Annotated in this window: 12 protein-coding genes; 2 read left to right on the top strand and 10 right to left on the bottom strand. The window is 61.1% G+C overall.

The genetic code is table 11. The features are described from left to right. Positions 1 to 13: 13 nt before the first annotated feature. From FO013_RS12255 to FO013_RS12230, 6 genes are all read right to left on the bottom strand, one after another. The gene (locus FO013_RS12255; RefSeq protein ID WP_143922810.1) at positions 14 to 799 is read right to left on the bottom strand and encodes a hypothetical protein; all 786 of its coding nucleotides are present in this window, start codon (positions 797 to 799) and stop codon (positions 14 to 16) included. Further along, a complete protein-coding gene (locus FO013_RS12250) occupies positions 796 to 1,428 on the bottom strand; it encodes a DUF6114 domain-containing protein (RefSeq protein ID WP_186293081.1) in 633 nt (210 codons plus the stop codon). Before FO013_RS12250 ends, FO013_RS12255 begins: the two co-directional genes overlap by 4 nt. After that, positions 1,428 to 2,033, bottom strand: a complete 606-nt coding sequence (locus FO013_RS12245; RefSeq protein WP_143922809.1) for a DUF6230 family protein — start codon at positions 2,031 to 2,033, stop codon at positions 1,428 to 1,430. Before FO013_RS12245 ends, FO013_RS12250 begins: the two co-directional genes overlap by 1 nt. Before the next feature lie 245 nt (positions 2,034 to 2,278). Then, complete coding sequence (locus tag FO013_RS12240) at positions 2,279 to 3,985, bottom strand: alanine/glycine:cation symporter family protein (RefSeq protein WP_395949669.1); 1,707 nt, start codon at positions 3,983 to 3,985, stop codon at positions 2,279 to 2,281. Between the two features lie 197 nt (positions 3,986 to 4,182). Continuing rightward, entirely contained in the window at positions 4,183 to 4,935 is a 753-nt protein-coding gene (locus tag FO013_RS12235; RefSeq protein WP_143922808.1) for a type 1 glutamine amidotransferase, read from the bottom strand. A gap of 260 nt (positions 4,936 to 5,195) precedes the next feature. After that, entirely contained in the window at positions 5,196 to 5,645 is a 450-nt protein-coding gene (locus tag FO013_RS12230) for a DUF2871 domain-containing protein (protein WP_143922807.1), read from the bottom strand. Positions 5,646 to 5,790: 145 nt separating this feature from the next. Here FO013_RS12230 and FO013_RS12225 point away from each other — a divergent pair, with 145 nt between their 5' ends. Next, positions 5,791 to 6,276 carry a hypothetical protein gene (locus FO013_RS12225; protein ID WP_143922806.1) on the top strand — a complete coding sequence of 162 codons (486 nt, stop codon included), beginning with the start codon at positions 5,791 to 5,793 and terminating at the stop codon, positions 6,274 to 6,276. A 53-nt stretch (positions 6,277 to 6,329) separates the two neighbouring features. Here FO013_RS12225 and FO013_RS12220 read toward each other — a convergent pair whose 3' ends face one another. Next, positions 6,330 to 7,850: an 8-oxoguanine deaminase gene (locus FO013_RS12220; protein ID WP_260848121.1), complete on the bottom strand. Its 1,521-nt coding sequence runs from the start codon at positions 7,848 to 7,850 to the stop codon at positions 6,330 to 6,332. Positions 7,851 to 8,300: 450 nt separating this feature from the next. Between FO013_RS12220 and FO013_RS12215 the strand changes: the two genes are divergently transcribed. Then, complete coding sequence (locus FO013_RS12215; protein ID WP_143922805.1) at positions 8,301 to 9,896, top strand: nucleobase:cation symporter-2 family protein; 1,596 nt, start codon at positions 8,301 to 8,303, stop codon at positions 9,894 to 9,896. A gap of 117 nt (positions 9,897 to 10,013) precedes the next feature. Here the strand turns inward: FO013_RS12215 and FO013_RS12210 are convergent, their stop codons facing one another. From FO013_RS12210 to FO013_RS12200, 3 genes are all read right to left on the bottom strand, one after another. Then, complete coding sequence (locus FO013_RS12210; protein ID WP_186293080.1) at positions 10,014 to 11,840, bottom strand: HNH endonuclease signature motif containing protein; 1,827 nt, start codon at positions 11,838 to 11,840, stop codon at positions 10,014 to 10,016. Positions 11,841 to 12,364: 524 nt separating this feature from the next. Further along, on the bottom strand, positions 12,365 to 13,042 hold the full coding sequence (locus tag FO013_RS12205; protein ID WP_143922803.1) for an HAD family hydrolase: 678 nt from the start codon (positions 13,040 to 13,042) through the stop codon (positions 12,365 to 12,367). A gap of 148 nt (positions 13,043 to 13,190) precedes the next feature. Then, entirely contained in the window at positions 13,191 to 13,940 is a 750-nt protein-coding gene (locus tag FO013_RS12200) for a M50 family metallopeptidase (RefSeq protein ID WP_143922802.1), read from the bottom strand. Between the last annotated feature and the right edge of the window lie 37 nt (positions 13,941 to 13,977).

The raw sequence follows: 13,977 nt of genomic DNA, 5'->3' as shown, positions 1-13,977 counted from the left end.
AGCACGAGGCGGTTCAGGGTTCGACGATCTCCTGGTCTGTGTTGGAGTATTCGATCGAACCGGCAGTGGCGCCGACCAGTCCCATCGTCACCCGGAGCAGTCCTGGCTTGACGTCATCCAGAGTCGGCGGTGTGTCGGTGCCGATCGTCAGCGAAGAACCATCCTTTGTCGTGGCGGTGATCGAACCGATGTACACTTCGACGTCTCCCTTGAGCGTCATCGTGTCGGCCGTAGTCAACAGCCCACCGCCCTCGGGCTCGTAGGGCGGACTGACCGTGAGTGAGAATCCGGCGATCGAGATCTCGTCCGCCGAGATCTTCAGTGCGCGGGTGGATCCCCCATCAGCTGTGGGAACACTGACGATCGCGATCCCGCTGAGACCCTTGAACGACAGCGACTCCGAACCCAACGCCGCAGGAGTCTCCGTGAACATCGGTGCGTCGTCGTCTTTCGTCGCCTCGACAGGCTCGGTCGGCTCTTCGGTCGGCTCTTTGGTCGGAATTCCAGATTCGGTGGGATCCGGTGTCGCTGGATCTGTCGGCTCATCCGATGGTGTCGGTGATTCGCTGGGTCCCGGAGCAGCCGGATCCGTCGGTGTCTCCGTCGGAGTTCCCGGCTTGATCGGAGTCGAGGGCCTCGTATCCGTTCCTGGACCGGATGTATCCGGACTCTCGCACCCGGTCTTCGGGGTGCACAGTGGGGCTGATTGGGCTGTCATCGACGCCAATCCCAACGTCGAGGGAACGCTCAAGGCGAGTACTGCCAGGAGCAGCGCGCCACGGCGGCTGGACTTCCTCATGAGCTCTCCTCTTCGCTGGCGGACTCCGCGTCTCCCCTCCGTTCGGCACTCAGTGCCTCGAACTCCTCAGTCTCCTGGTCCTCGGAACGAGGCGCATCTGCTGCCGGCTTCCCGGGACCCTGCCCCTCGGTGCCAGCGACTTTGTCGCGCGGTCCCATCCAAGCAACAACAAGAATTGCACCGATGGTGGACAGCAACATGCCGATGATGAAACCGCCGAGATTGACTCCGACCAAGGAATAGACCGCGAGCACGAGCGCGATGATTCCGTAGAACATGTGGTGGGTCGGCTTGTAGGTCGCGAAGAGCCCAAGCGCCACAAGTGCAATCGGAACAACCGTGGCCTGCAGCCCCTCGATACCGAACTGAATCTGCAGATTTCCGGTGTCGAGCTGTCCGGAGAAGAAGAGTTCGATTCCTCCGATGATGACCAGCAGTCCGCCGACGAAGGGGCGTTGCCGACGCCAGTTGCGGAAACGGTGACTCTTCTTCGCCGTGGACTGTTTTAACTCGTCGTTCTCCGGTTCGGAATTCTCCATGCCGATGGCCGCCTCCTCAGCTTCGCGACGGCTCCGTCGCGAAGTCAGGATCCCTGTGCTCCGCTGCCCGTCGGTTGGTGGATCTTCCATCAATCGCACGTTTCAGATCCGTCTGTCAGCTTCAACTTCATGTCCTTGAGGGTGAATACCGAAGCCGTGGTGGTCCACGAGTCCTGCTTCAGGTCCGTAATCGAGACCGTGTCGGAGTCCTGGGCGAAGTCTCCCTTGTCACCCTTTTCCTTGGTGTTGACATCGGATGCGTCAACGCCGATCCGAATGTTCTTGAACTCGGCGTCGCCCTCGAGCCCAGTCATGCCGATCTGAAGATTTTTGGCGGATGCCGGTTCTTTGCCGCCACCGGCGGTGATGAGGACGCCCACCTTGCCCATCGGTGTGTCGGTGACCGCCGACTGGCAGAGGTCGGCGAGCGTCGCGTCCTTGATGTTGGCCATCACGACCGAGTGCTTTTCACCTTCGCTGCCCTTCGCGGTTCCGCTGTACTGGGAGAACCCGGTCCCCTCAAGCTGCGAGGAGGTGATCTTGAACTGACTTCCCGAGACTGCGAAAGAGACTGGGACGGCGCCTTGAGCCACTCCTCCCATCAGAATGGCGGATACGACTCCGGTAGGAATTGCCACGAGCGCGATGCGCCCTGCATGTGACGAACCGATTTTGCGAATGCTGGGGAACTTCATTGATTCTCCTCACGACACCGACTGCTATGTCGGCGCCGATATCGTGACGTAAGTTACTAGCAGGTGTTACTGGCGAGTATATCGGTCCTCGACGTCGAGTCAACACTTCGATTCGACTTTTTCACGACGGCTGTAGGCCAAGCGGTCCTGCGCCCAAGAATTTTCTCCTCAGAAGTTTCCCACCGAATCACTGCCAGGGCAACGCCGCAACGATGCTCACCACGCAGTTTCCACGAGCACCGGGGTCAGCTGCCCTTCTGGGCACGCGCCAGCTTCTTGGCCTTCAGCGAATCCCGCACCTCACGCAATTTGTCGCGCTTACGACGACGGCCCGCTTCCGCGGCTCTGATCTGCTCCATCGTCGGCTCATGATCACCCATGCCGACCTGCAGCTCGGCGGGTGTGATCTCACGCATGATGCCGACATCGATGCGCTTGCGCAGCCGCAGAATCTCAAGACGCAGGATCCTGGACAAGAAGTACAGGCCCAGAAGGTTGGGGAAGGCCATGAGGAAGAAGATCGCGTCTGAGAACGCAATGACTGACTCCAGCGACATCGACGCACCCACAATGACGGCCAGGATCCAGAAGACCTGGTACGCCTTGTCTGCCTTCTTCGAGCTGCCCGTCAGGTACCCCAGAGCCTGTTGGCCGTAGTAGCCATAGGCAAGGATCGTCGAGAATGCGAAGAGCACGACGCAGATCGTGAGCAGGACCGGGAACCATCCGGCGACACTCGCGAAGGCCTCGGACGTCAAGCCGATTCCGTCTTCGGAGGTCGAATCGTAGAGGCCTGTGGTGATGATGGCCAGGGAGGTCAGGGTGCAGACGATGACCGAGTCGATGAGCGGTTCCCACATCGCCACGAAGCCCTCTGTCGCCGGCTTCGTCGTCTTCGATGCGGCATGGGCCATACCGGCCGAGCCGACGCCTGCCGCATTTGAGAACAGGGCACGCTGGATGCCGACGATGGCGACGCCGATGATTCCGCCGGTGACGCCGTCGGGGCTGAATGCCCCGGTGAACATCAGCACGAATGCGTGCGGGATCTCGCTGACATTCATAGTGAGGATGACGAGAACGCTGAGGAAGTAGAGGACCGCCATCATCGGGGTCAGCTTCGAGGTCCACTGCCCGATCTTCTTGATTCCGCCGAGGATGACCAGAGCTGTGAGAGCCGCGAACACGACACCGATGAGCCACGATTTTCCGTCGAGGAAGCTGCCTTCACCACCGGTGGCCTTGACGAGGATCGAGGCGGCCTGATTGGCCTGGAACAGGTTGCCTGCTCCGATCACACCGATCACAGTGGTTGCGGCGTAGAAGACTGCGAGGAATCTTCCCAACTTGGGGCGGCCGATCTCGGCCAGCCCGTCACGCAGGTAGTACATGGGGCCACCGGAGACTGTCCCATCGGCATGGACCTTTCGGTACTTCACACCCAGGGTCGCCTCGGCCATCTTCACGGTCATGGCGAAGAAGCCGAAGATGATGATCCACAGAGCAGCCCCGGACCCGCCGATGGTGATGGCGACGGCCACACCGGCGATATTGCCCAGGCCCACCGTGCCGGAGAGCTCTGTGGCGAGCGCCTGGAAGCTCGATACCTGACCAGGGTCGGTCTTGCGTGTGAATCGCCCGCGGATGATTCCGAGCGAGTACTTCAACCCTGTGACCGGCTGAAATCTCAGATAGACGGTGAGGAAGACGGCGGCTGCCATGAGCCAGACGACGATGAGCGGAATGGCTAGGTCGCCGATCGTGAGCTCGAAGAAGACGATGTTGCTGAAGGCCTGCGCGATCGGACCGAAGAACGATTCGATTGCCTGGTCGACGCCTGAAGCTGTGATGTCAGGGCTTGCTGTGATGACAGGGCTTGCTGTGACATCGGGGGCCACTGAAACGTCAAGGGCTGGGGAAGCGGTAATCATCCGGTCGGCACTGATCGGCATGGAATCCAAGACAGCGATGTCGTGGACTTGGTCAGAATTTTCAATTATGGGATTCATTCTCACGGGCGCTTGGTTGCGATTCGTCCGGAGGATCGGTCCGGCACCGGCGCCTGAAGACAACCTAGCAACAACTTCACAAGCTGTCAGCTGATATTCAGCTTTCAACGAAGCCTGGGGCCACCGCCCTCATCCACTAGTCACTGGCGTCCGCGCAGGAAGTCAACGAAGCCGTGCGCAAGTGTCCGGTTGATCCGGATCAGATCGGCGTCCGCCTCGGCTACCTCCGCCTTGATGGATTCGTTGGTTTTGCCGTCGGGCAGCTGTAGCGGGTCCGAGCTCAGCCACTGCTGAACCTGCGCGGCGTCGGATTCGGGATGGAACTGTGTTCCCCACGCGAATTCCCCTACCCGGTAACCCTGGATCGGAGCATCGGACCCGGTGACCAGGAGTTCACCGCCGTCTGGCAGCTCCATCTCCTCCTGGTGGAAGAGGACCGCCGGAAACGTCTCCCCTGCAATGGCGCAGAACACTGGATCTTCCTCCCCCGCCGAGGTGGTGTGCAGATCGTAGATCCCGATCTGCGGGTGTTCCCGGCGGATGATCTTCGCCGAGGTGGCCGCGGCCAGGAGCTCCCCGCCGAGGCAGATGTTGAAGCTCGGGAACTCCCCCGCCGCCGATCGCTGCAACAGGTCCCTGACCTGGGGCAGCCATGGGTTGACGGTGTCCTCGAGGGGCCCGGCAGACCCGCCGAGGACGAGGAGAGCGGCATAGCTGTCACTATCAGCGGAGCCGACAAGCTCAGCGGAGCCGTCGAGAGCGGAAGGAATCTCATCGCCGAGGTAGGGACGAACGACAACCACCTCGGCGCCAGCTTCGGACAGCCACTCGCCGAACCTCTTCGGGCCAGCGCCGCTCTCGTGTTCGATGACCAGGATTCTCACTTCGCTCATGCCGACCATTGTCACCGATGCGAACCGGAGCCGTCGACAAGGTCTCGAATCCGAGAATGGGATGAAGCCGACAAGGTCTCGACTGCAACAGAACTCTGAAGCCGACAACGTGACAGATAGGCAGACGAAGCGGGGTCCGTGCTCGACGATGACGTCGTTGAGCACGGACCCCGGCACCACCTCGGCGGCGGTGTTTGAGTGGTTATTCCTATTTGAGTGGTTATTCCGAATTGAGATCTGAGCTGAGATCCGAGGGGTGGTCAGCCGACGATCGACCGAGCTCTGGACGTGGTGACGACCTTGTCCGCGACGATGGCTTTGCGCAGTGACAGGAAGAGCAGAACCATGCCGACGGAGAGCGCGATGTGCCCGAGTCCGGCGATGCCGGAGATCATGGCGCTGGACTCCAGGCCGAGCACGGTGAGCATGCCGTGCCAGATCATAGTGCCTGTGGTCAGGATGATGCCTGCGTTGTAGGTCCAGAAGAACCAGGAGAACATCTTGGTTCCCGAGAGGCCGAAGACCTTGTCGAGGACGAGGACGATGAGCAGGACGATGAAGCCGAGCGTGAGCAGGTGGGTGTGGACGACACTGAGCTGGGTGAAGCCTCCTTCTGGGAAATCGTTGGCCTTGGTGAACTCCCGGTAGAACAGGCCGGAGAGGACGCCGATGATCATGTATGCGAATGCCGCGTTGAATATCTTCTTCATGCTTCTACTTCATCAAGATCCGGCATTCGAATCCTGACCCAGAGGATTGAACTCTTATCCCAACTTTTGATTGATGTTCGTCCTCACACCCTCAAACCTCCCCATTTCGCAGGGAATCCGGCCCAGTGACGGTTAGCCTGACAGCATGTCCATGGAGAATCTGTTCGCAAAGATCGACCGCATTGCGGGCGGCAGCAAAGCAGGACTCATCGTTCCTGCCGAAGGGCTCGCCCACCCGAAGACGACGCGCGCGTTCGCGTGGATCACAGGGCTGCTCGCGTTCGAGCTGGTCCTCGGCGTCGCTGCTGTCGTCTTCGCAGTCATCATCGCCCGCGCGGGCGAACCCGTGCCGTTCGCAGTCTGGATGCGTACCGTCGTCGTTCTCGGAATGACCGCCACCATGTTCTACTTCTTCTGGCGCTCGACGAAGGGCTACTACTGGGGCTACCAGCGACTGCGCCTCTTCGCCCAGATCTTCCCGGTCATCACCCTCGTCATGGCGGCCATCCCCGGCCTCTATCCGGTCTGGATGATCACCGAGCCGATCGTCTTCAGCCTCATTATGATCGGCGTCGGTGACTTCCTCACCAGTGATCATATGCGCAAGGTGTTCCGGAAGCCCGAGAGCTGAGCTCGGGCTTGGTTGAGCTCGAGCTTGGTTGAGCTCGGGCTGTGGACTGCGTCTCAGCCGGCCACGAGCTTGCGGGCCTCCTCTTGGTGGGCCGCGATGAGAGCTTCCTTGTCGAGCTGTCCACCGTTGCTGCCGATCGCGTTGCCGTCGAGCACTCGCCATTGACCGGCGACCATGACTCTGTCCGCCTTCTCCGCTCCGCAGAGCACGAGGGCAGGAATCGGATCGTGTGAGCCGGAGAAGGCGAGACCGTCGAGGCGGAACATCGCCAGATCCGCCTGCTTGCCAACCTTGATGCGTCCGATGTCTTCACGCCCCAGTGCCGCCGCTGATCCGCGAGTGGCCCAGTCGAGCACGCGAGCGCAGGTGACGTCGACCGAGCCGTAGCGCAGGCGCTGGATGTAGAGCGCCTGCCGGACTTCACGGATGAGGTTCGAGGCATCGTTCGATGCCGATCCGTCGACACCGAGGCCGACGTTGACACCGGCGTCTTCGAGCTCGACAGCCCGAGCGATGCCCGAGGCCAGGCGCATGTTCGACGTCGGGCAGTGCGCCACGGAGGCACCTGCCTCGCCGAGGCGAGTGATCTCATCCGTATCGAAGTGCACACCGTGGGCCAACCACGATCGGTCACTCAGCCATCCCACGGACTCGAGATAGTCGACGGTGCGCAGCCCGAATCGTTCCCGGCAGAACTCCTCCTCGTCGAGGGTCTCTGCAAGGTGGGTGTGAAGTCGGACGTCGAGCTCCTCGGCGAGGATCGCGCTGTCGCGCATGAGTTCGGTGGTCACGGAGAAGGGCGAGCAGGGGGCGAATCCGATCTGCACCTGCGCCCCAGCACCCCGTTCGTGATAGGCCTCGACGAGGCGGCGGGAGTCGGCGAGGATCACGTCGGCATCCTGCACGGTCTGCTGCGGCGGCAGCCCGCCGTCCTTTTCGCCCAGAGACATGGATCCGCGGGTGAGCATGGCGCGCATGCCGAGCTTCCTGGCCACTTCGACTTGGATATCGATCGCATCGTCCATGCCGGTGGGGAACAGGTAGTGGTGGTCGGCGGCTGTTGTGCACCCGGATTCGAGGAGTTCGGCCATGGCCACAGTAGTGGCCAGCTCGAGGGCCTTCGGCGTCAGTCGGGCCCAGACCGGGTACAGATTTGTCAGCCATCCGAAGAGTGGCAGGTCCGCGACGGGAGCCCACGCTCGTGTCAGGGTTTGGTAGAAGTGATGGTGAGTGTTGATGAGCCCCGGAGTGATGACATGCGCACTCGCATCGACCACCTCGGCGACGGACTGCGCCCCTCCGGTGGGCTCGCCACCTGCGGGAACAAGTTCGACGATCAGCCCGGACTGTGTGTCCACGACGATTCCGCCAGAAGCCAGAGACGGGGCGGTGTCGCGGCCGAGATGGACGGCCATGGGATTGCGCAGCCACAGCGTGGAGCCATTCGCAGCGCCAGCCGTTGGGGTGCTGGCTGTCTGGGTGCTGGCTGTCTGGGTGCCCTCTGTTCGGGCGCCGGCTGCCGGAGTTCCAGCTGCATTCGCACTGGGTATTGAGGGTTCGATACCTGTGGTCATATCTGCCGCCTTTCAATGCTGATTCGGCCGAATCATCACATCGACCGTTGTGCGGCGACACGACTGGGGCGAATCGCCGCCAGCTCAGGTTTCTCGGCGTCTGCTGCTCCGCCGTCCGGTGAAGGTGTACGGGACGCAGGTCCGTGAGTGTGTTCCGCACTCGAGGTGATACCGCGCTCTACCGCCCAGCTCCAGGTGCTGCACCTCAGGTGTGACTTATTTGTCCTCCAAGGCATCCACCGGCAAGACTGCACTCTAGCATGTGCGGCAGATCACGAAATGAGTTTGCCATCCCCAAAAGATTCGCCTAGCATTTTGCGATAAGGAAATAAATTTTCGCATCCTGGAAGCATTGAAATAGATCCCTCACATTCAGTCGACCACCCGAATCGCTTATCCAAGCGAGGGCCCCGAGGCTGTTACTCAGGGAAGAACTCAACGGAGAGATAGATGTCGACATCAAAGCAGACGCCCAAGAATTCCCGGGCAGAAGCGGCCCGTCCGGAGGATGAACGGCTTCCGGTCGGCACCTCATTTGCCTACGGTCTTCAGCACGTTCTGACCATGTACGGCGGCATCATCGCCGTCCCCCTCATCATCGGCAAGGCCGCCGGCCTCGATGGCGCCGGAATCAGCGTGCTGATCGCATCATGCCTGTTCGTAGGCGGGTTGGCCACGATTCTGCAGTCGTTCGGCGTTCCGTTCTTCGGCTCACAGCTGCCGCTGGTGCAGGGAGTGTCATTTGCCGGCGTCGCCACCATGACCTCGATCCTCGCGGGAGGTGAAGGGCTTCCGGAGGTCTTCGGCGCTGTCCTGGTCGCCTCGGTGATCGGCCTCATCGTCGCTCCAGGCTTCGCGCTCATCGTGAAGTTCTTCCCTCCAGTCGTCACAGGCACCGTCATCACGACGATCGGCTTGTCCCTCATGCCAGTGGCCGCAGGTTGGGCCATGGGCGGAAACGCAGAGGCACCCGATTACGGCAGCGGTCGCAATATCCTCATCGCTGTCGGTACCCTTGCCGTCGTCCTCCTACTCAGCCGAATTCCCGTGGCCGCGATCTCCCGCCTGTCCATCCTTCTGGCAATCGTGGTCGGAACTGTCATCTGCCTCATCTTCGGCTGGGCCGATTTCTCTCACGTGCTCGATCGGGGCGTGTTTGCGTTCCCCGAACCGTTTGCCTTCGGAATGCCGACCTTCTCTGCTGCGGCGATCATCTCGATGTTCATCGTCATCATCGTCACCTTCGCAGAGACCACTGCCGACATCATCGCGGTGGGCGAAATCGTCAAGACCAAGGTCGACTCCAAGCGGATCTCCAATGGCCTGCGCGCGGACATGCTGTCCTCGGCAGTGTCACCGATCTTCAACTCCTTCACCCAGTCGGCCTTCGCCCAGAACGTCGGACTTGTGGCGATCACCGGGGTGAAGTCTCGTTTCGTGGTCACAGCCGGCGGTGTCATTCTCGTCGTCCTCGGCCTGCTGCCTGTCATGGGAGGAGTCGTTGCCGCGATACCCTCCCCCGTCCTCGGCGGCGCAGGCATCGTCCTCTTCGGCACGGTGGCTGCTTCGGGCATCCGCACCCTGTCGAAGGTCGAGTACGAGGGCAACCTCAACATGATCCTGGTGGCGGTGTCCTTGGCGTTCGGCATCATCCCGGTCGTCCAGCCCGACTTCTACAACTCCTTCCCCTCGTGGGTCGGAATCATCCTCCACTCAGGAATCTCCTCGGCCACTCTCATGGCCGTGCTGCTCAACCTGGTCTTCAACCACATCGGTGTGAAAAACAAGGACCGCACCGAACGTTCGGTGTTCGTTGCAGGCACCGGCCGAGTCATCCGCAGAGACGAGCTCGAGCGACTCATCAACCATGAGGCACTGCTCGCCGAGGGCGACACCGTCAAGGACGGGAAGATCGTCGACTGCAACGGCGAGGAGGTTCCTGTCGTCACGGAGCAGCAGCACGAAAAGGTTGTGGAGGCGATCAAGAAGGGCGAGGCGCAGACTCAAGACGATGTGCGCCGAGTGATCAGAGAGACAGAAGACTGACGCTCTCCTGCTGAACAAGCAGTTCCGTCCAGAGGTTCCGCCTAGACCCTCAGTTCCAGCCGTCGGTGGTGGTGCATGCGCGCCCACCACCGGCGGCTTTCTACTGGGATCGGAAGTTCAGAATGGCGGTGGACCACCGGCGTCCCAGATCCATTCGTTTTCCTTCGCGCGGTCGTTGAGCATTGAGGTGTTCTTCACCCACCCGGCCTGACCGTCGGCAGCGAGTGGCCCCGGACATTCTTGAGATATTCGCTTGTCGCCATGCCACGGCTCATCTGCCGCACGTGTTTTCGTCTTCGGCGGATCAGATGTGCGGGCAGCCTGTCGCTGCATCTCAACGAACATCTTCGCGTGAGCGGCATTGATCGGATGGTCGCCAGCCGCCACCTCGGTTCTCATTCCGTGTCGAAAGACGTACTGAAGGAATCCTGCGCGGTTCATCCGCACCGAGTATTTGCGATCAGTCTTCGCCTGATGATGCAGTTTGCACAGCGGGTGGAGATTGCCGAATCGGGTAAGCCCGCCTTCTGCCGGATGATCATGGTCGAAGGGCACGATGTGGTCGATCTCCGTGCTCTCTGCCCTGCGCGTGCAACCGGGAATCGTGCATGCCTGCCATTTGGCGATCAAGGTCTGACGGACGCTCTCGGGTATTTGGTAGGTCGTAGCCTTCGCATCGACCGGTGTGCCGCTGGCAGGGTCCGTGAGAATCCGCGTCCAGGACTTCGCATGTCTGGCGACGCGACGCGCAGTATCTGCTGGGATCGGAGAGCCGTCGGAGAATGTGCCGGGAAGTTCTGAGGAGCCAGCGAGCGTGAGGAAGGGGACTGTGGTGATCATCTTGGCCTGCGAGCCCAGCCACTGCTCGTGAGTGGGCATCGTGAGAGCGACTTCCACTCTGCTCGCCTCTTCGTCGGCTTCCGAAATGGATCCGCAGGCGGTGGCGGCGGCAGCGGCGCTGGCGCTCGCGTCACCAGCCTCGGTGATACGTTCGTTCACAGCGTTGATGACAGAGGCCGGGCTAGGCGGTTGCTCAGCGGGCACATCGAGAGGAATGTCGTGTGTTGACGTCTCCCCTGTCGTCGTATCGGTCGCAGTGACCTGAATGCTGAGCTGCGGGATGGTTCGCGTGAGAATGTCGAACATGAGTGCGTCAATTCCCCGGTCATCGTCGATCTCGGTGCCCGGCGCCAGCTGGTCACTGAAGGCCGCGATGTTCCCGGACCGTATCGCTCGCGCAAAGGCCGCTATTCGCAGATAGCAGGCCTGTAGTTCGGGCGCTGGTCCAGCCAAGGTGAGGAACGCAGTTCCATCGGCGGTCGTCGTTATATCGACACGTCGACGCTTGCTCGCCTCTTCCACACGTTCCTCAAGAGGTTCGACGACTGCGATCTTCATGCCCAAAGACTTCTTGAAGGTTTCGAGCGTGATGTCCGCGCGACGATCCGCAAGGTAGTCGTCGATGAGAGGGAGGTTCTCAAACTTGATGTCCCTGCAGGCATGAGCGGTGGCATGGGCGTGTTCGATCGTGAACTCACCGGCGAGGCAGCGCGCAAAGAATTTGGGCAGCCCATGCAAGAGAATCATCGCCGAGGTTATCTGGGAATACGCCCGCGCGGTCGTCGTCCCCAGAACGGCTGTGAACTCCGCGATGTCTTCGGCCTGGGAGAGTTCGTGAACCCAGCCGTAGAAGGTCTGGTCCAGCCTGAATCGAGGAAAGGACGGGAGTTGCCGCTTGCCCTTCTTGGGGTTCTCCGGGTTCTTGGACTTCGCAGCTCCGGAAGAGCGGCGGTCACGCTGGAACCGGCGAACGGTTTCGGCGATCGTCGCGTGAGCATATGGCTGCCCAGGATGAGGATTGTGGAGGCGCAGATTCTCTACAGTTTCATTGAAGAAGAGTTCAGCAGAGACGTCCAGTGCCCATAGCTGCGCCTGATCGCTCACGGCGAATACTTTCGCAGCGTCCGCAAAAGGTGAATCCGCATCAATGCGGAGGCGGCGAGAGAAATGAGTTGGCCCGCGGGCCGCTCCGCCAGCATCAGCACCTGTATCGGTATCGGTATCGGTATCGGTATCGGCGCCAGCGGTAGATGCCGGACCAGTCTCGTCGCCCGAAGTGGACCCATCGGAGTTTGAAGTGGCATTGGGTTGAGGCTTCTCAGCGCAATGAGAGGTTCCATCGGAGTCACGAGCAGGTTCGGAACCGGTGCTGTCGGATTCGGAGGGGAACTTCACTGGTGGTCACCTGATCTTCACGTCGATGTGAGTGCCTACCTCAATTCTAGTCGTGATCGTCAGTGATTAACATCACGAGTCGATAACAAACGATATATTCGTTCGATCCTTATTCGATCATGAAGCCATAATGGACGTAACAGAGAGGATCTTTTCAACCATCACCTGCTCCCTCAACCGGCCAACCACCTGACACCGAAGTCCGGGGAATCCCGCGCGCTTCTGAGCGCACCTCAGCGCAAGAGCAGGCCCGGCAGCTGCTCCATCGCAGTGAAGATCTCATGGGCTCCCACGCCTTCGAGCGCCTCGGGTCTCTGATGGACTGGCGAGTCGGGGCAGAAACCGAGCACGCGTGCGCCAGCCGCAACTCCTGCTGTCACACCGGTCGGCGAATCCTCGATTACTGCTGTCTCCGTAGGATCGACGCCGAGAGCATCGGCGGCCGCCAGATACACGTCCGGCGCCGGCTTCGACTGAGGCAGCTCCATTCCGGAGAAGATCCGACCGTCGAAGACGTCGAAGAGCCCGATCTTCTGCAGCTGCAGGTTGATCTTGGGGCGGTCAGCGCTCGACGCGCACGCGAGCCTACCGGGGTAAGCCGTGTCAAGGACACGGACCGCCTCGGCGACTCCCGGTATTGCTTCCAATGAAGCCTCCAGAGCATCATTGCGACGCCCACGGAACACACTCAGCCACTCAGCGTCGATACGGAAACCGGAATGCTCCTCGATGACGTCCACCTCGTCGCGGAGCATCTTCCCGACGAATCGGGACACACATTCCTCTCGCGAGATCTGCCACCCCAGCTCATTGAGCATTTCCCAGAGAACCGAGTTCGTGAGGCGCTCAGAATCGACGAGCACCCCGTCGCAGTCGAACAGCACAGCAGCATACTTCGGGCTCGGATTCATACTCCGATTCTGCCATCCGGCACTGACCCGACTACTCCCGCCCCTGGGCGCGGGCTGCTTCCAGCACCGACCCAACTACTTCCAGCCCCCACCCAACTGCTGCGACCCCAGATCCGAACTGCCCCAAGTGACCCTGCGTGACCTCAGATCAGCCGATCGCAATCGTGGACGCCGAGTACAGGATGTATGCGGAGGCGAGCGCGCAGACGATGATCACCAGTGCGAACAGGCTCAGCCAGGCTCCCGCTGGCAGGCTCGAACCCTGGGCGAGGATGTAGGCATCCGACTGTTGGACGTGGCGCCTGCGGGTATGGACGCGGAATACCTTGACGAGGTCCTTGAGCGAGCCGATCATCAGGGCCGTTCCCAGGCCGGCGACGAACACGGCGAGCCACTCGACCGGCAGGAATACGACGACGAGCTGCGCGGCCACCGCCGTGACCACTGCGATCATGGCACCAGCGAGGTTCCGGATGAAGATGAGCGCAACCAGAAGGATGAGCGCCCCAACTGACAGAGCCAGTGGCGCCCACCCCTGAGTCGCCGAGGTGATGAGGACCAATCCAAGGACACCGGGTGCCGGATATCCCCAGAATCCCGACCACGTCGCCGAGAATCCGACCTTGCCGAAGGAGTTCATCTGACCGGAATGGTCGAAGTTCAGGGAGATTCCCTTGACGACCCGCCCCGTCATCAATGCGGCGAAGGCGTGGCCGAGTTCGTGCACGAAGGTGACGAACATGCCGAAGAATCGCCAGATTCCCGGCGTCAGCGTGACGAGAAGAGGAATGCCGATGACGAGGACCAGCTGCACGGCATCGGGTTCCAGCCCGTCCTGGCGCCCGAACCCGGAAGTGATGGCCTCCCACCAGGTTGAAACTCCCTGCTTCAGGTCCATGCACGCACCTCCGTCGTCAATTGCTCACTCATAGCGG

It is taken from the genome of Brevibacterium aurantiacum (genome assembly GCF_007558825.1).
Taxonomy (GTDB): domain Bacteria; phylum Actinomycetota; class Actinomycetes; order Actinomycetales; family Brevibacteriaceae; genus Brevibacterium; species Brevibacterium aurantiacum_A.
Note: the sequence above shows the minus strand (reverse complement) of the source record. Positions and strands in the feature narration are given on the sequence as shown.

Coding starts and splice junctions, on each gene's coding strand:
- FO013_RS12215 (WP_143922805.1), top strand. CDS start 8,301: ATGTCGACATCAAAGCAGACGCCCAAGAATTCCCGGGCAGAAGCGGCC.
- FO013_RS12230 (WP_143922807.1), bottom strand. CDS start 5,645: ATGAAGAAGATATTCAACGCGGCATTCGCATACATGATCATCGGCGTC.
- FO013_RS12220 (WP_260848121.1), bottom strand. CDS start 7,850: ATGACCACAGGTATCGAACCCTCAATACCCAGTGCGAATGCAGCTGGA.
- FO013_RS12200 (WP_143922802.1), bottom strand. CDS start 13,940: ATGGACCTGAAGCAGGGAGTTTCAACCTGGTGGGAGGCCATCACTTCC.
- FO013_RS12225 (WP_143922806.1), top strand. CDS start 5,791: ATGTCCATGGAGAATCTGTTCGCAAAGATCGACCGCATTGCGGGCGGC.
- FO013_RS12235 (WP_143922808.1), bottom strand. CDS start 4,935: ATGAGCGAAGTGAGAATCCTGGTCATCGAACACGAGAGCGGCGCTGGC.
- FO013_RS12240 (WP_395949669.1), bottom strand. CDS start 3,985: ATGCCGATCAGTGCCGACCGGATGATTACCGCTTCCCCAGCCCTTGAC.
- FO013_RS12205 (WP_143922803.1), bottom strand. CDS start 13,042: ATGAATCCGAGCCCGAAGTATGCTGCTGTGCTGTTCGACTGCGACGGG.
- FO013_RS12250 (WP_186293081.1), bottom strand. CDS start 1,428: ATGGAAGATCCACCAACCGACGGGCAGCGGAGCACAGGGATCCTGACT.
- FO013_RS12255 (WP_143922810.1), bottom strand. CDS start 799: ATGAGGAAGTCCAGCCGCCGTGGCGCGCTGCTCCTGGCAGTACTCGCC.
- FO013_RS12245 (WP_143922809.1), bottom strand. CDS start 2,033: ATGAAGTTCCCCAGCATTCGCAAAATCGGTTCGTCACATGCAGGGCGC.